The following is a 22,568-nucleotide window of genomic DNA, read 5'->3' on the forward strand; positions in this document are numbered from 1 at the left end:
TCTATTTTCGCTCGTTTGCGGGGCGGTTCGCGGGGCGGTTCGCGGGGCGGTTCGCGAGGTGTTTGCGGGTCGCATCCGGGGCGGGGCCGAATCAGCCCTTGAGGGTCTGTTCCAGCACATGCAGCTGCTGGTTCAGCTCGGTGTTCTGCTGGCGCTCGCCCGCGATCTTGCGCACCGCGTGCAGCACGGTCGTGTGGTCGCGTCCGCCAAACAGCTCGCCAATTTCCGGCAGGCTCTTCTGCGTCAGCTCCTTGGCCAAAAACATGGCGATCTGCCGCGGCCGGGCGATGCTGGCGGGCCGCTTCTTGGAATACATGTCGGCGACCTTGATCTTGTAGAAGTCGGCCACCGTTTTCTGGATGTTTTCCACGCTGATCTGCCGGTTCTGGATCGACAGCAGGTCTTTCAGCGCGTCGCGCGCGAGCTGGATCGAAATGTCTTTCTGGTTGAAGCGGCTGTAGGCCAGGATCTTGCGCAGCGCGCCTTCGAGTTCGCGCACGTTGGAGCGCACGTTCTTCGCCACGAAAAACGCCACCTCCTCCGGCATCACCGCGCTCTCCGCGGCCGCCTTGTTGATCAGGATGGCCACGCGCATTTCCAGCTCCGGCGGCTCGATCGCCACCGTCAGGCCGGAATCGAAGCGCGAGACCAGCCGCTCGTGGATGTCGGCCAGGCCCTTGGGGTAGGTATCGCTGGTGAGCACGATGTGGCTCTTCTTGGCCAGCAGCGCTTCGAAGGCGTTGAAAAACTCTTCCTGCGTGCGCTCCTTGTTGGCGAAGAACTGCACGTCGTCGATCAGCAGCAGGTCGAGCCGGTGGTAGCGCTCCTTGAACTCGTCGAAGGTCTTGCGCTGATAAGACTTGACCACATCCGAAACAAATTGTTCGGCGTGGATGTACAAAACCTTGGCTTGCGGCCGATCGGCCAGCAGCTGGTTGCCAATGGCGTGGACGAGGTGGGTCTTGCCCAGACCGACGCCACCGTAGATGAACAGCGGGTTGTACAACTGGCCGAGGCTGCCCGCCACGTGCATGGCGGCGGCGCGCGCCATCCGGTTGGCCGAACCCTCGACCAGCGTCGCGAAGGTCAGCGCCGGGTTGAGGCGGTGGCGCGGACCGCTCGGCGCGCCCGACTCGGCCGGCGCCACGTCGGGCAATTCCGCCAACACCTGTTCCTGCACACTGCGCGGCTGTGCCACAGAGCGCACCGGGGCTTCGCGCGGAGCGAGCGCTAACTCAACGACCACCGGCGTGCCCTGCACCGCCTCCAGCGCCGCGGCGATGCGGGCCGCGTATTGCGCGCGCACCCAATCCATCTTGAAGCGGTTGGCCACCTGCACGGTGACCCGCGAGCCGTCGGCCGACACCTGCGCCTGCAGCGGCCGCAGCCAGGTGTTGAACTGCTGCTCGGGGATCTCCTGGGCCAGCCGGTCAAGGCAGGCGGCCCACAGGTCGCCCGGTTCGGCAGCGGCCGGCGCGGGGGTCGAAAAACGGGGGGTGCCCTCGGTCATGTCGGCAGGAATCGGGTTGTAGTTGTGGACAAAGGGCCTTCGGCAGGGCGCGGATTCTAGCCCCGCGCCGCAGTTATCCACAAGGCGCTTGATCGTGCGACAACCCCGGGCAAACCCGCTCGCCCGCGCGCTTGACTTGCCGCCGTTCGACGGTCTGGGCGATAATTGCGGGTTTTCCTCCAATCCAACCAGCTCCGCGCCTCGGGCCGGACCGTACTGCCATGGCCATGAAACGCACCTACCAGCCCTCGAAAATCCGCCGCGCCCGCACGCACGGCTTCCTCGTGCGCATGAAGACGCGCGGTGGCCGCGCCGTCATCAACGCGCGCCGTGCCAAGGGCCGCAAGCGCCTGGCCGTCTGAGGCCGCCAGCCGCCCGTCCGCCGGTGATCGAGCGGCTGCGGTCCCGGCAACAGTTCCAGGCCGTGCTGGCCGGTGCTCCTGTGGCCAAGACGCCCCATTTCGCGCTGCACCGACTCCCCCTGGGCGCCTCTGAGGCGCCGGACGCGCTGTTTCCGCACGCCGGTCCCTGGCTGGGCGTGCTCCTGCCCAAGCGCTGGGCGCGCCGCGCGGTCACGCGCAACACCATTCGCCGCCAGATCTACGCCACCGCCGAGCCGGTGGCTGGCGCGTTGCCGGCCGCGGCCCACGTGGTGCGCCTGCGCAGCGAATTCAGCCGCCAGCGCTTCGTCAGCGCCACCTCCGAGCCGCTGAAAGCGGCGGTGCGCGCCGAGTTGCTGCAACTCTGGAGCCGTGCCTCCGTGCCACTCGCAGCCAACGCCGCCCGGGAGAGCTCCCATGCGGCTTGAGACCTGGCCGCGCCGCGCGCTGATCGGGCTGGTGCGGGCGTACCGCTTGGTGCTCAGCCCGTGGCTGGGCAGCGCCTGTCGTTTCGAGCCCAGTTGTTCCCTGTATGCCCTGCAGGCGCTGGAGCGCCACGGCGCCGCCCGCGGCGGCTGGCTCACCGCGCGGCGCCTAGTGCGCTGCCACCCCTGGTGCGATGGTGGACACGACCCCGTGCCCGATGAACCTCCGCGCCTGTTCAGCGCTCTGATCGCTTCCTCCCCCGCCAAGAAGAACCCGTCATGAATGACATCCGTCGCTCCATCCTGTGGGTGGTGTTTGGTCTCTCCATGGTCCTGATCTGGGACCGCTGGCAGATCCACAACGGCCGACAGGCCACGTTCTTCCCCACCCCCCCGGCCGCCACCGCGCCCGCCGCGGGCGGCGACGGCGCCCCGCCCGCCGCGTCCGCGTCCGCTCCCGGCAGCCTGCCGGCCGCGGCAGCCCCCGCGGGACAAGCCCCGACCGGGGGCGCGGTGGCCGCCGGCGCGCGCCACGAGGTCCGCACCGACGTCTTCCACCTCGTCTTCAACAGCGAGGGCGGCTCGCTGATCGGCGCCGACCTGATCCGCCACCAGCAGTCCACCCGCCAGAGCAAGCAGCCCGACACCGGGCCGTTCACGCTGCTCACGCAAGACGGCAAACACGTCTACGTCGCCCAGACCGGTCTGGTCGGCGGCACTTTCCCTACCCACAAAACGCCGATGACGCTGGTGGGCAACCCGACCGCGCTGGCCGACGGCCAGGACACGTTGGACGTGGTCTTCGAGTCGGCCGAAGTGGGCGGGGTGAAGCTGGTCAAGACGTACACGCTCAAGCGCGGCTCGTACGTGATCGACGTCAAGCACGAGGTCGTGAACAACGGCAGCGCGCCGGTCAGCCCGCAGCTCTACCGCCAGCTCGTGCGCGACGGCAGCAAGCTCGACAGCGAAACCCCCTTCTACTCCACCTTCACCGGCCCGGCGATCTACACCGCCGAGCAGAAATACCAGAAGGTCGAGTTCAAGGACATCGCGTCCAACAAGGCGGAATTCGCCAAAAGCGCCAGCGACGGGTATGTGGCCATGGTGCAGCACTACTTCGCCACCGCCTGGCTTTTGGCCGACGGCGCGGCCCGCGAGAACTTCGTGCGCGCCGTGGACAGCAACCTGTTTTCCGTCGGCAGCCTGACCCGCTTGCCCGAGATCGCCCCGGGCCAGCGCGCCACCGACACCGCCCGCCTCTTCGTGGGCCCGCAGGAAGAGAAGGTGCTGGAGACCATCGCGCCGGGACTGGTGCTGGTCAAGGACTATGGCTGGCTCACCATCCTGGCCAAGCCGCTGTACTGGCTGATGGAGAAGATCAACAGCTTCGTGCACAACTGGGGTTGGTCGATCGTGCTGCTGGTGGTGCTGATCAAGGCGGCTTTCTACTGGCTCAACGCCAGCGCCTACCGCAGCATGGCCAAGATGAAGGCGATCAATCCGCGCATCATGGAAATGCGCGAGCGCCTCAAAAACAACCCGCAGCAGATGCAGATGGAGATGATGAAGATCTACAAGGAGGAGAAGGTCAACCCGCTGGGTGGCTGCTTCCCCATCCTGATCCAGATCCCGGTCTTCATCGCGCTGTACTGGGTGCTGCTGTCCAGCGTGGAGATGCGCAACGCGCCGTGGCTGGGCTGGATCAGCGACCTGTCTTCGCCCGACCCTTACTACATCCTGCCGCTGGTGATGGCCATCACCACGCTGATCCAGACCGCGCTCAACCCGCTGCCGCCCGATCCGCTGCAGGCCAAGCTGATGTGGATGATGCCCATCGTGTTCTCGGTGATGTTCTTCTTCTTCCCGTCCGGCCTGGTGCTGTACTGGATCACGAACAACGTGCTGACCATCATCCAGCAGGCTCACATCAACAGCCGCATGGGCGTGCCGCTGAAGTTCAACATGCCCAAATTCAAGTGACCCCCCTGCGCCGCTGACGCGGCTTCCCCCCTGGCAGGGGGGACGACACCAGCGGCCCGGCGAAGCCGGTTCCGCGGTGTCACTGGGGCGGCGCACCTCGGTCCTGAGGGGCCCGCATGGCGGGCCCTCATCGTTTCTGGCGCCACGCCGTATCCTTCACGCCATGCCCGCCGCTTCGCGCGACCCGATCATCGCCATCGCCACCGCGCCGGGACGCGGGGCGGTGGGGATCGTGCGGGTATCGGGTCGCGGGCTGGCACCGTTCGTGCGGGCGCTGCTGGGGCGTGATCTGCGGCCGCGCGAAGCGACCTACGGGCCGTGGCGCGACGCTTCGGGCGAGCCGATCGACCACGGCCTGTCGCTGTGGTTTCCCGCGCCGCACTCGTACACCGGCGAAGACGTGCTGGAGCTGCAGGGCCACGGCGGGCCGGTGGTGATGCAGCTGTTGCTGGCGCGCTGCCTGACGGTGGGCGCCTCGCACCTGCCCGGGCTGCGGCTGGCACGCGCCGGCGAATTCACCGAACGCGCGTTCCTCAACGACAAGCTCGATCTCGCCCAGGCCGAGGCGGTGGCCGACCTGATCGACGCAGCCACCGAGGCCGCCGCCCGCGGCGCCGCCCGCTCCCTGGGCGGCGCGTTTTCTGCCCGGGTCCACGCCTTGCGCGACGCGCTGGTGAACCTGCGCATGCTGGTGGAGGCCACGCTGGACTTCCCCGACGAGGAGATCGACTTCCTGCAGAAAGCCGACGCGGTGGGCCAGCTCGCGCGCCTGCGCGCCGGCCTCGACGCGCTGCTCGCCGAAGCCCGCCAGGGCGCGCTGCTGCGCGACGGCCTGCGCGTGGTCATCGCCGGGCAGCCCAACGCCGGCAAGAGTTCGCTGCTCAATGCGCTGGCCGGCGCGGAGCTGGCCATCGTCACCCCGATCGCCGGCACCACGCGCGATGTGGTGCAGGAGACCATCCAGATCGAAGGCGTGCCGGTTCACGTGACCGACACCGCCGGCCTGCGCGACAGCCCCGAGGTTGACGAGGTCGAGCGCATCGGCATCGAGCGCGCCTGGGGCCGCATCCGCCAGGCCGACGCCGTGCTCTTCCTGCACGACCTCACCCGCGCCGACGACCCGGCTTACGTCGCCGCCGATGACACCATCGCCGCCGGCCTGCCCGAAGGCGTGCCGGTGGTGCACGTGGCCAACAAGCGCGACCAGCGCCCGGACGCTTCTGTCCCCGGTGGCTGGCTGGCGCTGTCCGCGCGCCACGGCCAGGGCCTCGACGCCCTGCGCCAGCGGCTGCTCCAGCTCGCCGGCTGGCAGCCCGCGGGTGAGGGCCTGTTCATGGCGCGCGAGCGCCACGTGCAGGCGCTGCACCGCGTCGCCAGCCATCTCGCGCAGGCCGACGACTGCCTGCGCGTGGCCGCCGAGGCCCTGGACCTGTTGGCCGAGGAGCTGCGCCTGGCGCAGCAGGCGCTGGGCGACATCACCGGCGAATTCACCGCCGACGACCTGCTCGGGGTCATCTTTTCGCGTTTTTGCATCGGCAAGTGACGCGCCGCCGCACCGCTGGGGCGGCTGTTTGCGCCGCTGGGTGTGAAAGGCGTGAGAAGGCGTTTCCGTGAACTTGCGCACGCGGGCTCGCCGCGGTTAACTTGCGGCATGAGCGTGATTCCCATCACGGCCGGCAAGGCCGACATCCAGGCACTGGCGCGGGCGATGCGGCAGAGCAACGCGCTGGACGCCGTGCCCCTGACGCTGAGCGAAGCCCAGTGGAGCGTGCTGGCCGGCTACCTCACGCCGGTGCTGCTCAAGCAGGGACAGCCCTTGATCGAGCAGGGCGTGAAGGACCGCACCGTGTTTTTTGTGGAGAGCGGATCGCTGACCGTGCACTACGAAGACAGCCACGACCGCATCCGCATCGCCGTGGTCGGCGAAGGCTCGATGCTCGGCGAGGGCGCTTTCTTCTCCCACCTGCCGCGCAGCGCTACCGTCACCGCCAGCGCCGATTGCCGCCTGTGGTGCCTCGCACCGCTGCGCTTCCGGGAGCTGGGCACCCGACAGCCCGAAATCGCGCTCGAGCTCACCGTGGCCATGTCGGCGGTGCTCGCGCGGCGCATGTACAACAAGCCCAAGCGGGTGGCGGTCACCTGACACGCCCCCACCGCCGCGCCATCCCGCCTGTCACACAACCCACCCCACGCCATGCACGCCGCCACCATGTCGTTCAAGTCCTGGTTTGCTGAAAAGACCGCCGCCGCGTTCGGTCGCGGCGCGCTGGCGCGCGCGCGGCAGACCTTCCGCGAGACCACGCTGCCGCTGATCTCGCCGCGCAAGGGCCGCCGCATCCTGCGCCGGGAACAGTTGTTTGCGATCGTGCGCGAGTCGCTGATCCGCGGTGGCGTGCTCTCCACCAGCTACAGCTTCAAGGTGCTCAACACCGACCCCAACGGCGACAGCTTTCTGGTGTTGATCGACCTGGCCCTCGGGCCTCGCGATCTGGCGGATGAGTACCTGCTGGAGATCGAGCGCTGGATCCAGCAGAGCGCCCAGGCGCGTCACCAGATGGCGGTGCGTTCGGTCTACTGGCGCCGCCGCCCGCCGTCGGACCAAGTCGGCACCGCGCTGCGCGCCGCCATGGTGGCCCAGAGCCGCCGCGAGGCCGAGCGCGGCCAGTCCAGCCCCATGCCGCTGACCTCCAGCCCGATGCCCTTGCATTCCGCGCCCCAGCCGCTGACCGCGATCCCGCGGCCCCCCGTGACCGCGCGCAGCGGCCCGCCGCAGGCGGTGAGCGACGACGAGGTCGCGGCGTTTCGCCGCGCGCTGCAGGCCACGCCGGCCCCGGCCTATCCGTCGCCAGAGCAGGCCCGCCAATCCATGCCGCCGATGAGCGACGGCACCAGCGACTTCGCGGCCTTGAGCGAAACCCAGTACGGCAAACTCTGACCGCGCGGCCGCCACCGGCGGTGACCGGCCTTCACAGCCGGTGCGCAGCGGCCGGCACTCAGTGGCCGTCGAAATTCACCAGGGTGAACAGCGCCAGTCCGCTGTCACGCAGCTTGGCGGACCCGCCCAGCTCGGGCAAATCGACGATGGCCGCGCCTTCGGTGACCGTGGCGCCCAGCTTTTCCAGCAACCGCCGGCCCGCCATCATGGTGCCGCCGGTGGCGATCAGGTCGTCGATCAGCAGCACCCGGTCGCCGGGCTTGACGGCGTCGGTGTGCAGTTCGACCGTGGCGCTGCCGTACTCCAGCTCGTAGGTTTCCTCGACCGTGGTGAACGGCAGCTTGCCCTTCTTGCGAATGGGCACGAAGCCCACGCCGAGTTCATACGCCAGCACCGAGCCGATGATGAAGCCGCGCGCGTCCAGCCCGGCCACCACCGTCGGGCGCAGGGCGGGGTCCATGTAGCGGTGCACGAAGGTGTCGATCAGCACGCGGAAGACCTTGGGGTCTTGCAGCAGCGGCGTGATGTCGCGGAACTGAACACCCGGCGCGGGCCAGTCGGGCACGGTGCGGATGTGGGAGCGAAGGTAGGCGGCGGTGTCCATGCGCGCATTATGAAGACAGCCCCGCGCGACTCGAGGTCGGGCGGGGCTGTGGGGGGCCGCACAGCCCCGGGAGGCCGTGCGCCGCGGCGTCAGGCCAGCGGCTTGAACTGGTAGCCGCTGCCGGCGGCCTCCAGGGTGCCGATGGCCGGCGCGGGGAAGTGGAAGCCGCCCATGGCGGACTTGTCCTTCACCAGCTGGTCAAACAGGCGGCGGCGCACCTGGCGAGCGAGCTCGGCGTCCATGTCGAAGGTGACGGCCCAGTCGGGGCTGCGGGCAAACAGCGACGGCACGTTGGTGACGTCGGCCACGTACATGAACGACTGGCCCTTGGAGCGCACGTTGAACACGCTCATGCCCGGCGTGTGGCCGAAGGCCGGCGCGGACTGGATGCCCGGCGCGAGTTCGGCGCCCGGCTCAAAGCGGACGATGCGGTCGGCGCCATAGCCGCCGAACACGCGCTTGGCGTTGGCCGCGGCGCCCTGGGCGGCCGGCGGCAGCGCGGCGACGCGGGCGTCGTCCATCCAGAAGGCCATCTCGGGGGCGGGCACGTGGATCTTGGCCTTGGGGAACACCTGCGAGCCGTCTTTGTTGAGCAGGCCGTTGATGTGGTCGCCGTGGAAGTGGCTGATGATGACGTGGTCGATGCTGGCGATGTCGTGGCCCGCGGCGGCGAGGTTGGCCTTGAGGCGGCCGGTGGTGGGCGGGCCGTTGTCGGCGAAGCCGGTGTCGATCAGGAACTTGGTGTTGCCGCTGACGATGAGGTAGGGCGTGAAGGGAATGTCCACGTACGCGGTGGGCAGGTTCTGCGACGCCAGCAGGGCCTTGACCTGCTCCAGCGGCGCGTTGCGCACGAACTCGTCACCCAGCGGGCGGCGCACCACGCCGTCGTTGACGGCGATCACCTCGATGTCACCGACCTTCAGGCGCGCGAAACCCGGGCTCGGCGGCGTGGGGCTGCCGAGGTCGGGGCTGTTTTGCGACAGCACGGAGGTGAAGGTGAGCGCGGTGGCACCGGCGATGCCGGCCCCCAGAAACAGTCGGCGGTCCATGCGGGAGTCTCCTGGTGGGTGGAAGGAAAGCCCCGCAGGATACCGAGCGGTCACCCGACGACTCGCCGGTCGAGGAATGCCCCGCGGCGGCGCCCGGAATTGCGCGGCGCCGTGAACCGCGATCGGGGGACAGCGGGCGCCGCCGGCCGGGGTCGGTCAGCCCGTCAGCAGCTTGGCTTCGGCCAAGGCCAGCGCCGGCGCCTTGCCGCCGATGACCAGGGTGTCGCCGCCCCCGAGCACGGTGTCGTCGTCCACCGGCGCGGGCTGCCCGCTGGCGCGGCGCAGGCTCACCGGGCGCACGCCCATTGCCGGCAGCGCGAGGCTGCCCAGCGTCTTGCCCGCATTGCGGCCGCCCGCGGGCAGCGTCACGGTGGTCAGGCGCTCGGTCTCCAGGTCGTCCACCGTGTCGTCGTCGGCGCCGTGGAAATAGCCGCGCAGCAGGTTGTAGCGGGCGTCGCGCTGGTCTTGCACGACCCGGATCACGCGCCGCATCGGCACACCGACCAGCGCCAGCGCGTGGCTGGCCAGCATCAGGCTGGCCTCGATCGCTTCGGGCACCACCTCGGTGGCGCCGGCCCCGCGCAGCTTTTCCAGGTCGATGTCGTCCACCGTGCGCACCACCACCGGCACCTGCGGCGCCTGCTCCCGGGCGTGGTGCAGCACCTTCAGCGCACTCGCGGTGTCGAGGTAGGTCACCACCACCGCGCTGGCGCGGTGCAGGCCGGCGGCCATCAGCGCCTGCAGCCGGGCCGCGTCGCCAAACACCACCGAATGTCCGGCCGCGGCGGCCTGGCGCACGCGGTCGGGGTCGAGGTCCAGCGCCATGTAGGGAATGCCTTCGCCTTCCAGCAGCCGCGCGAGGTTTTGCCCGCAGCGGCCATAGCCGCAGATGATCACGTGCTTGTCGGCGTTGATCGCCTTGCGCGCGATGGTGGTCATCTGCACCGACTGCATCAGCCAGTCGCTGCCCACCAGCCGCGTGACGATGCGGTTGGCATACATGATCAGGAAAGGGGTGGCGAGCATGGAGATCACCATGCTCGCCAGGATCGGGTTGAACAGCGCCGGCGGCACCAGCTGGTGCTGGCCGGCCAGCGTGAGCAGCACCAGCCCGAACTCGCCCGCCTGCGACAGGTACAGCCCGGTGCGCAGGGCCGTGCCCATGGGGGCGCCGAAGGCCCGCGTCAGCCCGGTGATCACCACCAGCTTGAACGCCAGCGACGCCACCAGCAACAGCAGCACCAGCGGCCAGCGCTCAATCACCAGCCGCCAGTCCAGCAGCATGCCGATGGTGATGAAGAACAGCCCGAGCAGCACGTCGTGAAACGGCCGGATGTCGGTCTCCACCTGGTGCTTGTACTCGGTCTCGGCGATCAGCATGCCCGCGACAAACGCCCCCAGTGCCAGCGACAGCCCGGCGTGCTCGGTCAGCCAGGCCAGGCCCAGCGTGATCAGCAGCAGGTTGAGCATGAACAGTTCGTCGCTCTTGCGCCGCGCCACCAGCGTGAGCCACCAGCGCATGATCTTCTGCCCCCCGGTGAGCAGCAGCCCGAGCAGCAGCACCGCTTTCACCAAGGCCAGCGCCAGCGCGGGCAACAGCTGGTCGGGCGCGCTGCCCAGCGCCGGAATCAGCACCAGCAGCGGCACCACCGCCAAGTCCTGGAACAGCAGGATGCCCACCACCCGCTTGCCATGTTCGCTCTCCAGCTCCAGCCGCTCTGCCACGAGCTTGATGACGATGGCCGTGCTGCTCATCGCCATCACCCCGCCCAGCGCCACCGCCGCCTGCCACGACAGGTTCCACCAGCGCGGCAACAGCAGACCCAGCAGCAGCGACGCGCCGGTGGTGAACAGCAGCGTCAGCACGACCTGCGACAGACCCAACCCGAACACGTGGCGTTTCATTGCCCGCAGCTTGGGCAGGCTGAACTCCAGCCCGATCACGAACATCAGGAACACCACGCCGAATTCGGCCAGGTAGCGCACGCCCTGCGAGTTCTGCGCCAGCGCCAGCGCGTTGGGTCCGATCAGCACGCCCACCACCAGGTAGCCCAGCATCGGCGGCAGACGTGCCATGCGGCAGGCCACCACACCCAGCACCGCGGCCAGCAGGTACAGCAGCGTGAGGTCGAGGGAATTCATCCGGCCGATGTTACGCGCACCCCCCGGCGATAATCGCCGCCATGGATCAACCCCCGTTTGACGCCGCCCGCGCCGCGGCGCTGGCGCGCGACACCCTGGCGATCGAGGCCGACGCCGTGCGTGCGCTGGCCGCGCGCATCGACGAGCGCTTCGAGGCCGCGTTGCGCCTGGTGCTGGCCTGCCGGGGCCGCGTGGTCGTCATGGGCATGGGCAAGAGCGGCCACATCGGCCGCAAGCTCGCCGCCACCCTCGCCTCCACCGGCACGCCCTCGCTCTTCGTGCACCCCGCCGAGGCCAGCCACGGCGATCTCGGCATGATCACCCCGGGCGATGTCGTGCTCGCCCTGAGCAACTCCGGCGAGAGCGAAGAACTCACCGCGGTGCTGCCCTTCATCAAGCGGCTGGGCGTGCCCCTGCTGGCCTTCACCGGCCGCGCCGACTCCTCGCTGGCGCGCCACGCCGACGTCGTGCTCGACACCTCGGTGGCGCGCGAGGCCTGCCCGCACAACCTGGCCCCCACCGCCAGCACCACCGCCCAGCTCGCGCTGGGCGACGCGCTGGCCGTGGCCCTGCTCGACGCGCGCGGCTTCGCGGCCGACGACTTCGCCCGCTCCCACCCCGGCGGCTCGCTCGGCCGGCGTCTGCTCACCCGCGTGGCCGACGTCATGCGCCAGGGCGACGCCCTGCCCCGTGCGCGGCCTGACACGCCGCTCATGGAACTCATGCGCGAAACCAGCGCCAAGGGCCTGGGTCTGTGCGCCGTGGTGGGCGACGACGGGCGCGTGCTGGGCGTCTTCACCGATGGCGACCTGCGCCGGCTGATCGAGCGCGACGATGGCGGCGCGCCGTTGGCCAGCCGCCGCGCCGGCGACGTGATGCGTCCGGGCGCGCGCACCATCGGCCCCGGCGCACTGGCCGCCGAAGCCGCCGCGCTGATGGAGACCCACCGCATCAACGGCCTGCTCGTGACCGACGAGGGCGGCGTGCTGGTGGGCGCGCTCACCACCAACGACCTCCTGCGGGCCAAGGTGATCTGACGTGACCCCCGTGCTCAGCTTCGACACCGCCCTCCTGCTGCGCGCGCAGCCGGTGCGCGTGCTGTTTCTCGACGTGGACGGCGTCCTCACCGACGGCGGCCTGTACTTCAGCGAGGCCGGCGAAACCCTCAAGCGCTTTCACACGCTCGACGGCCATGGGCTCAAGCTCCTGCGCCGCGCCGGCATCGAGCCCGCCGTCGTCAGCGGTCGCGACTCGCCCGCCCTGCGTGCCCGGCTCGACGCGCTGGGCCTCATCCACCGGCGGCTGGGCACCGAAGACAAGGCCCCCGCGGCCGAGGCCCTGCTGGCCGAGCTCGGTCTTGGCTGGGGTGCCGCCGCGGCGATGGGCGACGACTGGCCCGATCTGCCGATGCTGCGCCGCGCCGCGCTGGCGCTCGTCCCCCCGGGGGCGCACGCCGAGGTGCGCGCCGTGGCCCACCACGTCACCGCCGCCGCGGCCGGGGCGGGCGCCGTGCGCGAGGCGTGCGACCTGCTGTTGATGGCGGCCGGCGTCTACGGCGCCGAACTCGAGGCGCACGCCCGGTGAGCACCGCCCCCGACGAGCCGCTCGACGACATCCTGCCCGGGCTCGACCGCAGCCCGCAGCCGGCGCGCGCTCGCCGCCGTGGTCACTGGATCGACCAGCTGTCGATCTACCTGCCGGTGCTGCTCATGGGCCTGCTCGCGCTGGCCTCTTACTGGCTGCTGCGCGCCACGCCGGCGCCCAGCGCTCCCGCCGCGCCCGCGCCGCTGACCGGCGAGCCCGACTACACCATGCGCGGCTTCTCGGTGAAATCGTTTCTGCCCGACGGGCGCCTGCAGGCCGAGGTCGCCGGCGACGAGGCCCGCCACCACCCGGACGACGACCGCGTGGAGATCGACAACGCCCGCATCCGCCGCGTGGACGAGCAGGGGCTGGTCACCATCGCCAGCGCGCGCCGGGTGATCACCAACGGCGACAACACCCGCTACCTGCTCGAAGGCGACGCCGTGGTGATCCGCGAAGCGGCCACCGGCGCCGACGGCGTGGCCCGCCCGCGGCTGGAGTTTCGCGGCCAGCGTCTGGAGATCACGCTCGATCCCGACCGCGTGCGTTCCGACAGCCCCGTGGAGCTGCGCCGCGGCAACGACCGCCTCACCGCCGACAGCCTCGACTACCGCGACGACACCCGCACCGCCGACTTCCGCGGCCGGGTCCGCGTGCAGATGCTGCCCTGAACACCCTCACCCTCCCGCTGCACTGCCCCATGAACGACGCCCCCCTCGTGGTCATCACCGGTGCCTCCAGCGGCATCGGCCAGGCCCTGGCCGCCCGCTACGCGGCCGCTGGCTGGCGGCTCGCACTGTTCGCGCGCCGCACGGCCGACGTGCAGGCCTGGGCCGACGCGCGGGGCCTTGATGCCGCGCGCTGCCGCGTCTGGGCCGCCGACGTGGCCGACACCGACAGCATCGTCACCGCCGGCCGTGCCTGCCTGGCGGCTCAGGGCGTGCCCACCGTGGTGATCGCCAACGCGGGCATCAGCGTGGGCATGGACACCGCCGAGCGCGGCGACATCGACGTGATGGCCCGCACCTTCGCCACCAACAACACCGGCCTGGCCGCCACATTCCACCCCTTCGTCGACGCCATGCGCCAGTCCGGCCGGGGCGCGCTCGTTGGCATCGCCAGCGTGGCCGCGATCCGCGGCCTGCCCGGCCACGGCGCGTACTGCGCCAGCAAGGCCGCGGTCGTCGCCTACTGCGAGAGCCTGCGCGGCGAACTGCGCGGCAGCGGTGTGTCGGTCGTCACGCTGCTGCCCGGCTATGTGGACACCCCGCTCACCCGCCAGAACCGTTACTCCATGCCCTTTCTCCTGACCGCCGAGGCCTTCGCCGACCGCGCCTTTGCCGCCATCGAGGCGCGCACGAGTTACCGCGTCATCCCCTGGCAGATGGGCGTGGTGGCCAAGCTGCTGCGCCTCCTGCCCAACGCCTGGTTCGACCGACTGCTGGCTGGCCGGCCACGCAAACACCGCCAGGGGGAGGGACGCGCATGACGCTGGACGTGGTGGTGCTGTTCTTCCTGCTGGGCGTGTTCGCCCGGCTGGTCAAGAGCGACCTGCGGCTGCCCGAGCCGCTGTACGAGACCCTGTCGATCTACCTGCTCCTGGCCATCGGCCTGAAGGGCGGCATCGAACTCAGCAAACAGCCATTGGCCGAGCTGCTGCCGCAGATGCTGGCCTGCGTGTCGCTGGGCTTCGCCATCCCCTTCGTGCTCATGCCCGCGCTGCGCCTGATCGGCCTGTCGCGCGTGGACGCCGCGGCGATGGCCGCGCACTACGGCTCGGTCAGCGTGGTCACCTTCGCGGTGGCCAGCGCCTACCTGATCGCGCAGGGCGTGCCGGCCGAGTCGCACGCCGCGCTGTGGGTGGCCATCATGGAAGCGCCCGGCATCGTGGCCGGCATCCTGCTCGCGCGTCTGGGCGCGGTGGATGCGCAAGGGCGCCCGCAGCGCGTGGCGTGGGGCGAACTGGCCCACGACGTGTTTTTCGGCAAGTCGGTGCTGCTGCTGGTGGGGGGTCTGCTGATCGGCGCCGTCATGGGTGAGGCCGGTACCGCGCCGATCGCGCCGGTGTTCAGCCAGCCGTTCAAGGGCGTGCTTGCGCTGTTCCTGCTGGAGCTCGGGCTGGTGGCGGGCGCGCGGCTGGGCGACCTGCGCCGCTACGGCGTGCGGCTCGTGCTGTTTGCCGTGGCCGCGCCGCTGCTGCTCGGCGTGGTCGGTGCCCTCACCGGCGCCGCGCTGGGCCTGAGCGTGGGCGGGACGGCCTTGCTCGCCACGCTGGCGGCCAGCGCCAGCTACATCGCCGCGCCCACGGCCATGCGCCTGGCCGTGCCCGAGGCCAACGCCGCGCTGTCCATCACCGCCGCGCTCGGCGTGACCTTCCCCTTCAACATCGTCATCGGCGTGCCGCTGTACCTGCAGATCGCGCGCGCCGTCCACGGCTGAGGAGCCCCGCATGGACAAGCATCCCCGTCAGTTGCTCGTGATCATTGCGGAGGCCGTGCTCGAGAAGCGCCTGGTGGCCGACGCGCTGCGCCTGGGCGCACAGGGCTACACCGTGCACGACGTGCGCGGCGGCAGCCGCCTGGGCGCGCGCGAAGCCCTGTGGGAGGCCGACCGCAGCATCGAGGTCAAGGTGATCTGTCCGGCCGATGTGGCCGACCAGATCGCGCAGCACGTCTTGACCACGTATGCGCCGCACCATGCCTTGTCGCTCTACTTCGCCGAGGTGGCGGTCGTGCGGGCGGAAAAGTACTGATTCCCGGGGCTGGTGCGTCCCTGACGGTGGCGACCGCCCAGCAAAAAGCCCCGGGGCTGTCGCCGCGGGGCTCGGGATGCGTCATCGGTTGGGGGCGCTGCGCCCCCGTCGATCAGTAGCCGCCGCGGCCACCGCCGCCGCCGCCGTCACGGCGACCGCCGTAGGGGCTGCGGAAACCGCCGTCACCGCCGCCGCCGTAACCGCCACCGCCGCCTTCACGGCGACCACCGCCAAAGCCGCCGCCGCCGGTGCGCGGCGGACGCGCTTCCATCGGACGTGCTTCGTTGACCACCAGACTGCGGCCGCCGAAATCCTTGCCGTGCATGCCATTGATGGCGGACTGCGCCTCAGCGTCGCTGCCCATTTCCACGAAACCGAAGCCTTTGGAGCGACCGGTCTCCCGCTCCATCATGACCTTGGCGCTGCTGACCGAGCCGAAGGCGCTGAAGGCCTGGCTGAGGTCGTCATCGCGGACCGAATACGGCAGGTTGCCGACGTACAGTTTGTTGCCCATCTCGGGGACTCCTAGAACACAGAGAGAAAGTAGCGATGGAGCCCCGGTAGCACACAGAAAAATGGGTACGCGCGAAACCAACCGATCACTGTTGACGCGGCCGCCGGCGCGGCCCGCCAGACCATTATGCGCTGAATGCCGCGCCGGCCGTGACAAATTTTCATGATGTGCAAGTGCCGCGCGACCCCGATGCGCGCTTACAACACCGCCGCCGTACAATGCTGCCCAGCGCCGATTTGTTCCGGATTGCGGGCGCTTTACAAATGCCGCTAAAAGGGGGGACCCGGTCCCGCCCTTGAACCTGTGTTCACGGCGGCACCGGGTTTTCTGTTTTCGGGCCCTGTGCGCAGGGTGTTTCCGCGTGATCGTCACACCGCAGACCTACCGCTTCACCGAGCCGCTGCCACTGCGCAGCGGGGCCGTGCTGCCGGCTTACGAGCTGGTCGTGGAAACCCACGGCACGCTCAACGCCGAGCGCTCCAACGCCGTGCTCATCTGCCACGCGCTCAATGCGTCGCACCACGTGGCCGGCCTGCTCGGCGATGAACACGGCCAGCCGGTGCCGCGCAGCGAGGGCTGGTGGCACAACATGATCGGTCCCGGCAAGCCGGTGGACACCGACCGCTGGTTCGTGATCGGGGTGAACAACCTGGGCTCGTGTTTCGGGTCCACCGGCCCGACGCACATCCACCCCGACACCGGCCAGCCCTGGGGCGCCGATTTTCCGGTCGTGACGGTAGAGGACTGGGTGGACGCGCAGGCGCGGCTGCTCGATGCGATGGGCATCGACACATTGGCCGCTGTCATGGGCGGCAGCCTCGGCGGCATGCAGACCCTGAGCTGGACCCTGCAGTACCCCGAGCGGGTGCGGCACGCGGTGGTGGTGGCCAGCGCGCCGAACCTCACGGCGGAAAACATCGCCTTCAACGAGGTGGCGCGCCGCGCCATCGTGACCGATCCTGATTTCCACGGCGGCCACTACCTGCGCCACGGCACGCTGCCGCGCCGCGGCCTGCGCATTGCCCGCATGATCGGCCACATCACGTACCTCAGCGATGACGTGATGAACGAGAAGTTCGGGCGCACGCTCAAGCCGGTCGCCGGCGAGGACCCGGCCGCCGTGGCCGACATCGCCTACCGCTACTCCACCACCGACGTCGAATTCCAGATCGAGAGCTACCTGCGCCACCAGGGCGACAAGTTCAGCGAGTACTTCGACGCCAACACCTACCTGCTCATCACGCGGGCGCTGGATTACTTCGATCCTGCCCGCGCGTTTGGAGGCGATCTGTCCCGGGCGCTGTCGGTGGCGCAGGCGAAGTTCCTGCTGGTGAGCTTCACGACCGACTGGCGTTTCTCCCCGGCCCGCAGCCGCGAGATCGTCAAGGCCCTGCTGGACAACGGCCGGGCGGTGAGCTACTGCGAGATCGACGCGCCACACGGCCACGACGCCTTCCTGCTCGACGACCCCCGCTACCACGCTGCGGTGCGCACCTACTTCGCCCACACCATCGGGGGTGCCGCATGAGCGACCAGCAGGTGCAACTCGATGCGATCGCCCGGCTGGTGCCGGTGGGCGCGCGCGTGCTCGACCTGGGCTGCGGCGACGGTGCCTTGCTGGCCCACCTGCAGGCCACGCGCGGCTGCCACGGCTACGGGGTGGAAATCGACGATGCCAAGGTGCAGGCCTGCCTGCGCCGGGGCGTGAACGTGCTCCAGCTCAACCTGGAGGGCGGTCTGGCCATGTTCGGCGACAACGCGTTCGACGTGGTGCTGCAGATCGACACGCTGCAGCACCTGCGCAACGCCGAGGTCATGTTGCGCGAGACCGCCCGGGTGGGCCGCATCGGCATCGTGGCCTTTCCGAACTTTGCCCACTGGCCGAACCGGCTGGCCGTGATGCGGGGCCGCATGCCGGTGACCAAGCGCCTGCCCTACCAGTGGTACGACACGCCCAACATCCGCGTGGGCACACACGCCGATTTCGAGGTGCTGGCGCGCAACTGCGGCCTGCGCATCGACGACAGCTTTGGCTTGCACGAAGGCCATGCCGTGCGCTGGTTGCCCAACCTGCGCGCCAGCACGGCGGTGTTCCGCATCTCGCGCTGAACCGGCCGCGCGTGGGTGACGGTCGTGGGTGACGGCCGCGGCTCCTGCGCGGGCTCAGCGGTGCGCTTCCGCCGCCGCGTCGTTGCCGAAGTCGCCGTCCAGCGCGCTCTGGCCGCCCACCAGGCCCGGGTACAGCCGGCGGAAGTCCGCCACGATCTGCGCCAGCGGCAGGTCGTCGAAGCTGCCGCGCTCGTTCACGTATTCCATGTGCCGCTGGCCGGCGCGGTCGTAGGGGTGGTAGAGCGAGTCGTGAATCCCGTCAAAGTCCAGCGGTAACAGGCCGAACTTCTCGCATAGCGACAGGTTGAAGGCTGGCGTGGCCTTGCGCCAGGCTCCGTCGATCCACAGTTCGGTGTAGCCATGCCAGATGAACACGTCGGTCTGCATGGCCTGGCGCAGCTTCTCGGTGGACAGGTGGTTCTTCACGTCGGCAAAACCCAGCCGCGCCGGAATGCCCGCCGCCCGCGCAACGGCCGCCATCAGCACCGCTTTGGGCACGCACCAGCCATGCCCGGCGGCCAACGCGGTGCTGGCGCGCATGCCGGCGGACGACAGGTCGATGCGGTAGGGGTCGTAACGCACCCCGTCGCGCACCGCGTGCACCAGCGCCACCGCCCGCTCACGCATGGTTCCCCCCGGGTCGTGGGCCCGCACGAAATCCCGGATGGCGGGGTGACCGTGGTCGATGGCGGCCGTGGCCGCCAGATGGGCCGCGGTGGGGGCGGGGGCGTTGCTCATGGGCCCGACGGTAGCAGCCAGCGCGGCCCGCTGGCGACGCCTGTGCGACGAGCGCAGGCGATGTGAGTGGGCCCTCGCATCGCACCGTGCTTTCGTGCGACCGGCCGGTCCAGTCGGCAAAAGGGCGATGAAAGCCGGCCTTTTCGCGTCTATTCGGCCCTTCAGCCGCGCGGCCCCTGGCCGATATTCCATGGACCGACCATCTACCCACCGAGGACAGACACCATGGACATGCGCAATGAAGCCAACCACCTCAACCGCGCCGACAGCGCGCGCTCTGCCGCCCAGAAGGCCAGCGCCGAATTCCTGACGTTCCGGCTCGGCGGCGAGGAATACGGCATCGACATCCTGCGGGTGCAGGAAATCCGCTCTTATGAAGAGCCGACCCGCATCGCCAACGCGCCGTCGTTCATCAAGGGCGTGGTCAACCTGCGCGGCGTGATCGTCCCGGTGGTGGACCTGCGCATCAAGCTCGGCTGCGACAAGGTGGAATACAACGGCTTCACGGTTGTGATCGTTCTGAACGTGCACGGCCGCGTCGTCGGCGCGGTGGTGGACAGCGTGTCCGACGTGCTGGAACTCGCCGGCGACGTGATCAAGCCCTCGCCCGAAATGAACACCTCGGTCGACACCAGCTTCATCACCGGCATCGCCAGCGTGGGCGAGCGCATGTTGATCCTGATGGACATCGAAGCGCTCATGTCCAGCAGCGACATGGGCCTGATGGACAGCTCCCAGTCTTTGCAGTGACGCGGCCCGGCGCGCGGCGCCGGCCCCCGACGCGTTTGCCACCGAGTGATTTCCGATGTCTGCTTCCGCTTCCCACCCCTCCGTCGCCCGCCGCCTGGCCCTGCAATCGGTCGCCCTGGTGGCGATCTCCCTGGCCGTCATCAGCGGTGTGATTGCCGTTGTCGCCGAGAGCCGCACCCGCGACCGTCTGGTTCAGACCACCGGCGACAAAGCCGCCGCCATTGCCGACGCTGTCAACGCGTTTGATACCACCGCGCGCCTGATGACCGACCGGGCGTACCGGCCGTTCCGCCAGAAGTTTGGCCCTACCCTGGAGCTGGAGGGCGGCAGCCTGAAAAACTGGGGCGTTCCGCTGAACAACGACTTCACCGAGGTCGATACGTTCAACCGCACCACCGACGGTGTAGCCACCATCTTCATGCGCAAAGGCGATGACTTCGAGCGCATCAGCACCTCGCTGAAGAAGGAAAACGGCGAACGCGCCATTGGCACCAACCTCGCGCGCACCCACCCGGCCTACCCGCTGATGCTGGAAGGCAAAACCTTTACGGGTCGCGCCGTCCTGTTCGGCAAACCCTACATGACGCACTACGAGCCGGTGCGCAACGCCCAGGGTGCCGTGGTCGGCATCCTGTTCATCGGCTTCGACCTCACCGCCTTCCAGACCTCCATCGACAAGCTGGTGGCGGAATCGCGCTTCTTCACCAGCGGCGCCACCGCCATCATCGACCCGCGCGGCAGCAACGCCGAGGCCGTGTTCGTTTCCCACCCCACCGCCGCCGGCAAGAAGGTGCTGGACGTCAACCCCCAGGCCGAAGCCATGCTCACCGCACTGCGCGACGGCGAGGCCAGCGGCTATGTGCGTGAGGCCGCGCCGCTGATCAACAGCGCGATCGACGACCCGTGGATCGTCAAGCGCAACGCCGACGGCGCGGGCTGGTGGATCGTGGCCGAGGTGTCCGACACCGAGGCCATGGCCAGCCACTGGACCACCATCTACACCTTCTGGGCGCTGCTGGGCCTGACCACCCTGGGCGTGGGCGTTGGTCTGTTCTGGCTGATCCGACGCAGCGTGAGCCAGCCGCTGGGTGACCTCACCGACGCGGTCACCACCGTGGCGCAGGGCGACCTCACGCGCGCGTTCAGCACCGACCGCCGCGACGAAATCGGTCGCCTGGTGCGCGAGGTGGAATCGATGCGCCAGCGCTTCCTGGCGATGATGCGCCAGCTGCGGCAGGCCACCGACAGCATCAACACGGCGTCCGCCGAAATCGCCTCCGGCAACCAGGACTTGAGCGGTCGCACCGAGCAGGCGGCCAGCAGCTTGCAGCAGACCGCGGCCAGCATGGAGCAACTCACCAGCACCGTGCGGCAAAGCGCCGACGCGGCGCGCCAGGCCAACCAACTGGCGGCCAGCGCCGCCGAAATCGCCCAGCGCGGCGGCTCCGTGGTCTCCCAGGTCGTCACCACCATGGACGAGATCAACAGCAGCTCCAAGAAGATCAACGACATCATCGGCGTGATCGACGGGATTGCCTTCCAGACCAACATCCTGGCGCTCAACGCCGCGGTGGAAGCCGCGCGCGCGGGCGAACAGGGCCGCGGCTTTGCGGTGGTGGCCGGCGAAGTGCGCAACCTGGCGCAGCGCAGCGCGCAGGCGGCCAAAGAGATCAAGGGCCTGATTGGCGCCAGCGTGGACCGGGTGGAAGCCGGCAGCAAGCTCGTGGCCGATGCGGGCGCCACGATGAGCGAGATCGTGGGCTCGGTGCAGCGCGTCTCGGACATCATCGGCGAGATCACCGCGGCCGCGGGCGAGCAAAGCGACGGCATCGGTCAGGTCAACACCGCGGTGAGCCAGCTCGACCAGATGACGCAGCAAAACGCCGCGCTGGTGGAGGAGAGTGCGGCCGCCGCCGAAAGCCTCAAAGACCAGGCGCGTCGGCTCGACGAGGTCGTCCGCACCTTCCGCACCGGCGACGAATCCAGCGCGCTGGTGGCAGTGACCGCCGCACGCCCGCCCGCTGCCGTGGCGTCGCCGGCGGCCCGGCCGGCCGTGGCGGCCCACCCGGTGGCCAAACCCGCCGCCCCGGCGCTCAAGCGTCCCGCCCCGTCCGCGCCCACCGCGCTCCCCACCCCCACCCCCAGCCCCGCCAAGCCCGCCGCCGCGGTCGAGGGCGACTGGGAAAGTTTTTGAACACCCCAGCGTCTCACCCGACCGCGCGCGCGGATCACCAAAACTACCCACCGGAGACAAGCCATGTTCCTCACCCGCCTGAAAATCGGCCAACGGCTCGGTCTGGGCTTTGGCAGCGTGCTCGTCCTGCTGATCGCCATTGCCGCCATCGCTTGGTACAGCCTGCAGGCCTCCCGGGCCGCGACCGAGCGTGTCGTCGTGATGGAAAAGCGCGCGGCGCTGGTCGACGAGTGGGCCGCCAGCACCCAGCTCAACATCAACCGGGTGATGGCGCTGGCCAAGTCCAGCAACCACCCCGCGCTGGATGCGCACTACAAGCCGATGATCGCCAAGACCACCGAGCGCATCAACGAGATCCAGAAGGTGTTGGACGCCGAAATCTCCAGCGAGCACGGCCGCGCCCTGCTCAAGGACATCGCGCAGCGCCGCACCGAATACATCGACGCCCGCAAAGGCTACTTCGAGCTGCTCAAGGGCGGTGACATGGCCGCCGCCGAGAGCGCCCTCAACGGCAAGCTGATGCCCGCTGCCGACCGCTACACCGCCTCGCAGGCCGAACTGCAGACCTACGAGCGCGAGTTGCTGGACAAAGCCGTCGCCAACTCCAACGCGACGCTGAACCGCCAGGTGATGGTGCTGTTCGCCCTCACCGTGGCCGCGCTGGCGCTGGGCGCGATCGTGGCGTGGCGCATCGCGCGCTCGATCACGCAACCCCTGGACGACGCGGTGGCGGTGGCCAACGCGGTGGCGGCGGGCGATCTCACGCGCAGCGTGGACAGCCAGCGGCGCGACGAGCTGGGCGAGCTGCTGCGCGCGCTGGGGGCGATGAAGGCCTCGCTCATCCAGACCGTCACCCAGGTGCGCAGCGCCACCGACAGCATCAACACCGCCTCGCTGGAGAT

At 69.7% G+C, this 22,568-nt stretch carries 24 protein-coding genes and 1 riboswitch; of the genes, 18 read left to right on the forward strand and 6 right to left on the reverse strand.

Annotated features, from left to right (window positions below; all coding sequences use genetic code 11):
* Nucleotides 1-91: 91 nt before the first annotated feature.
* A complete protein-coding gene (gene dnaA, locus AC2D80_RS13590; RefSeq protein ID WP_484633556.1) occupies nucleotides 92-1,510 on the reverse strand; it encodes a chromosomal replication initiator protein DnaA in 1,419 nt (472 codons plus the stop codon).
* A 227-nt stretch (nucleotides 1,511-1,737) separates the two neighbouring features.
* Here dnaA and rpmH point away from each other — a divergent pair, with 227 nt between their 5' ends.
* From rpmH to AC2D80_RS13625, 7 genes are all read left to right on the forward strand, one after another.
* Nucleotides 1,738-1,872, forward strand: coding sequence for a 50S ribosomal protein L34 (rpmH, locus tag AC2D80_RS13595; RefSeq protein WP_006299042.1), 135 nt, complete (start codon nucleotides 1,738-1,740; stop codon nucleotides 1,870-1,872).
* A gap of 26 nt (nucleotides 1,873-1,898) precedes the next feature.
* Entirely contained in the window at nucleotides 1,899-2,318 is a 420-nt protein-coding gene (locus tag AC2D80_RS13600) for a ribonuclease P protein component (protein WP_484633591.1), read from the forward strand.
* The gene (gene yidD / locus AC2D80_RS13605) at nucleotides 2,308-2,598 is read left to right on the forward strand and encodes a membrane protein insertion efficiency factor YidD (RefSeq protein WP_484633557.1); all 291 of its coding nucleotides are present in this window, start codon (nucleotides 2,308-2,310) and stop codon (nucleotides 2,596-2,598) included. The genes AC2D80_RS13600 and yidD overlap by 11 nt, the downstream gene beginning before the upstream one ends.
* On the forward strand, nucleotides 2,595-4,295 hold the full coding sequence (yidC, locus tag AC2D80_RS13610; RefSeq protein ID WP_484633558.1) for a membrane protein insertase YidC: 1,701 nt from the start codon (nucleotides 2,595-2,597) through the stop codon (nucleotides 4,293-4,295). The genes yidD and yidC overlap by 4 nt, the downstream gene beginning before the upstream one ends.
* Before the next feature lie 163 nt (nucleotides 4,296-4,458).
* On the forward strand, nucleotides 4,459-5,838 hold the full coding sequence (gene mnmE, locus AC2D80_RS13615) for a tRNA uridine-5-carboxymethylaminomethyl(34) synthesis GTPase MnmE (protein WP_484633559.1): 1,380 nt from the start codon (nucleotides 4,459-4,461) through the stop codon (nucleotides 5,836-5,838).
* Nucleotides 5,839-5,946: 108 nt separating this feature from the next.
* Nucleotides 5,947-6,438, forward strand: a complete 492-nt coding sequence (locus AC2D80_RS13620; RefSeq protein WP_484633560.1) for a Crp/Fnr family transcriptional regulator — start codon at nucleotides 5,947-5,949, stop codon at nucleotides 6,436-6,438.
* 51 nt (nucleotides 6,439-6,489) lie between these two features.
* Nucleotides 6,490-7,230: a hypothetical protein gene (locus AC2D80_RS13625; protein WP_484633561.1), complete on the forward strand. Its 741-nt coding sequence runs from the start codon at nucleotides 6,490-6,492 to the stop codon at nucleotides 7,228-7,230.
* A gap of 58 nt (nucleotides 7,231-7,288) precedes the next feature.
* Here the strand turns inward: AC2D80_RS13625 and AC2D80_RS13630 are convergent, their stop codons facing one another.
* The 3 genes from AC2D80_RS13630 to AC2D80_RS13640 all read right to left on the reverse strand — a co-directional run bounded on the left by AC2D80_RS13630 (nucleotide 7,289) and on the right by AC2D80_RS13640 (nucleotide 11,025).
* On the reverse strand, nucleotides 7,289-7,834 hold the full coding sequence (locus tag AC2D80_RS13630; RefSeq protein ID WP_484633562.1) for an adenine phosphoribosyltransferase: 546 nt from the start codon (nucleotides 7,832-7,834) through the stop codon (nucleotides 7,289-7,291).
* Nucleotides 7,835-7,923: 89 nt separating this feature from the next.
* Nucleotides 7,924-8,883, reverse strand: coding sequence for an MBL fold metallo-hydrolase (locus tag AC2D80_RS13635; protein WP_484633563.1), 960 nt, complete (start codon nucleotides 8,881-8,883; stop codon nucleotides 7,924-7,926).
* A gap of 156 nt (nucleotides 8,884-9,039) precedes the next feature.
* A complete protein-coding gene (locus tag AC2D80_RS13640; protein WP_484633564.1) occupies nucleotides 9,040-11,025 on the reverse strand; it encodes a cation:proton antiporter domain-containing protein in 1,986 nt (661 codons plus the stop codon).
* 41 nt (nucleotides 11,026-11,066) lie between these two features.
* Between AC2D80_RS13640 and AC2D80_RS13645 the strand changes: the two genes are divergently transcribed.
* From AC2D80_RS13645 to AC2D80_RS13670, 6 genes are read left to right on the forward strand one after another with little or no spacing between them, the layout of a single operon-like run.
* Nucleotides 11,067-12,062: a KpsF/GutQ family sugar-phosphate isomerase gene (locus AC2D80_RS13645; protein WP_484633565.1), complete on the forward strand. Its 996-nt coding sequence runs from the start codon at nucleotides 11,067-11,069 to the stop codon at nucleotides 12,060-12,062.
* A gap of 1 nt (nucleotide 12,063) precedes the next feature.
* On the forward strand, nucleotides 12,064-12,609 hold the full coding sequence (locus tag AC2D80_RS13650) for a KdsC family phosphatase (RefSeq protein ID WP_484633566.1): 546 nt from the start codon (nucleotides 12,064-12,066) through the stop codon (nucleotides 12,607-12,609).
* Nucleotides 12,606-13,280, forward strand: coding sequence for an LPS export ABC transporter periplasmic protein LptC (gene lptC / locus AC2D80_RS13655; protein WP_484633567.1), 675 nt, complete (start codon nucleotides 12,606-12,608; stop codon nucleotides 13,278-13,280). The genes AC2D80_RS13650 and lptC overlap by 4 nt, the downstream gene beginning before the upstream one ends.
* A 29-nt stretch (nucleotides 13,281-13,309) precedes the next feature.
* Nucleotides 13,310-14,098, forward strand: coding sequence for an SDR family oxidoreductase (locus AC2D80_RS13660; protein WP_484633568.1), 789 nt, complete (start codon nucleotides 13,310-13,312; stop codon nucleotides 14,096-14,098).
* The gene (locus AC2D80_RS13665) at nucleotides 14,095-15,048 is read left to right on the forward strand and encodes a sodium-dependent bicarbonate transport family permease (protein ID WP_484633569.1); all 954 of its coding nucleotides are present in this window, start codon (nucleotides 14,095-14,097) and stop codon (nucleotides 15,046-15,048) included. The genes AC2D80_RS13660 and AC2D80_RS13665 overlap by 4 nt, the downstream gene beginning before the upstream one ends.
* Nucleotides 15,049-15,058: 10 nt before the next feature.
* Entirely contained in the window at nucleotides 15,059-15,361 is a 303-nt protein-coding gene (locus tag AC2D80_RS13670; RefSeq protein ID WP_484633570.1) for a P-II family nitrogen regulator, read from the forward strand.
* Between the two features lie 112 nt (nucleotides 15,362-15,473).
* Here the strand turns inward: AC2D80_RS13670 and AC2D80_RS13675 are convergent, their stop codons facing one another.
* Nucleotides 15,474-15,875: an RNA recognition motif domain-containing protein gene (locus AC2D80_RS13675; protein ID WP_484633571.1), complete on the reverse strand. Its 402-nt coding sequence runs from the start codon at nucleotides 15,873-15,875 to the stop codon at nucleotides 15,474-15,476.
* A 218-nt stretch (nucleotides 15,876-16,093) separates the two neighbouring features.
* Nucleotides 16,094-16,166: riboswitch (SAM riboswitch) on the forward strand.
* 70 nt (nucleotides 16,167-16,236) lie between these two features.
* Between AC2D80_RS13675 and metX the strand changes: the two genes are divergently transcribed.
* On the forward strand, nucleotides 16,237-17,403 hold the full coding sequence (gene metX / locus AC2D80_RS13680; RefSeq protein ID WP_484633572.1) for a homoserine O-succinyltransferase MetX: 1,167 nt from the start codon (nucleotides 16,237-16,239) through the stop codon (nucleotides 17,401-17,403).
* Nucleotides 17,400-17,984 carry a methionine biosynthesis protein MetW gene (gene metW / locus AC2D80_RS13685; protein ID WP_484633573.1) on the forward strand — a complete coding sequence of 195 codons (585 nt, stop codon included), beginning with the start codon at nucleotides 17,400-17,402 and terminating at the stop codon, nucleotides 17,982-17,984. The genes metX and metW overlap by 4 nt, the downstream gene beginning before the upstream one ends.
* 54 nt (nucleotides 17,985-18,038) lie before the next feature.
* Here metW and AC2D80_RS13690 read toward each other — a convergent pair whose 3' ends face one another.
* A complete protein-coding gene (locus AC2D80_RS13690; protein WP_484633574.1) occupies nucleotides 18,039-18,722 on the reverse strand; it encodes a transglutaminase-like domain-containing protein in 684 nt (227 codons plus the stop codon).
* A gap of 225 nt (nucleotides 18,723-18,947) precedes the next feature.
* On the opposite strand from AC2D80_RS13690, the gene AC2D80_RS13695 reads away from it, so the two are divergent.
* From AC2D80_RS13695 to AC2D80_RS13705, 3 genes are all read left to right on the forward strand, one after another.
* Nucleotides 18,948-19,472, forward strand: a complete 525-nt coding sequence (locus AC2D80_RS13695) for a chemotaxis protein CheW (protein WP_484633575.1) — start codon at nucleotides 18,948-18,950, stop codon at nucleotides 19,470-19,472.
* Between the two features lie 55 nt (nucleotides 19,473-19,527).
* The gene (locus AC2D80_RS13700; RefSeq protein ID WP_484633576.1) at nucleotides 19,528-21,666 is read left to right on the forward strand and encodes a methyl-accepting chemotaxis protein; all 2,139 of its coding nucleotides are present in this window, start codon (nucleotides 19,528-19,530) and stop codon (nucleotides 21,664-21,666) included.
* A gap of 63 nt (nucleotides 21,667-21,729) precedes the next feature.
* Nucleotides 21,730-22,568 (forward strand): MCP four helix bundle domain-containing protein (locus tag AC2D80_RS13705; RefSeq protein WP_484633577.1); only part of this gene is annotated, 839 nt, incomplete at its 3' end.

The sequence above is a fragment of the Hydrogenophaga sp. T66 genome, assembly GCF_057219855.1.